Source organism: Streptomyces californicus, assembly GCF_000717645.1.
Lineage (GTDB): Bacteria > Actinomycetota > Actinomycetes > Streptomycetales > Streptomycetaceae > Streptomyces > Streptomyces californicus.
Window position 1 is genome coordinate 1 of the sequence record NZ_JNZZ01000092.1, and the last position, 315, is coordinate 315.

The 315-nt window shown below is 64.1% G+C and carries 1 protein-coding gene; it reads right to left on the bottom strand.

The window, feature by feature from the left end:
- On the bottom strand, window positions 1-260 hold a 260-nt coding region (locus tag IF19_RS01000000135275; RefSeq protein WP_211271118.1), incomplete at its 3' end, for a hypothetical protein.
- Window positions 261-315: the final 55 nt, after the last annotated feature.

Consider the following 315-nt stretch of genomic DNA (forward strand, 5'->3'; position numbering starts at 1 on the left):
GTGATGTACTCGGGAGGAAGCTTGCCGTTCTTCCTCAGGCCGGAAATCAGCGGATTGGCAGCTTCTGCCGCTGCGAGGGCCTCCTTGTACCTGGCGCAGGGGCGCTTGAGGGGCCCATCCGCTGCCACCAAGCCCGCGTAGACGATCTGCGGGCCATCGGCGGAGTATCGGGCGGGGGCCATCGGCCGAACAGTGCAATGCGCGTTCTTGCGTTGCTCCTCCTGTTCCTCAAGAAGGCTGTCGATCTCGGTGGTGCCCACCGCCATGGCATAGACATAGGCGGTGGCGAAGCTTTGGAATCTGACCGTGGCCCGC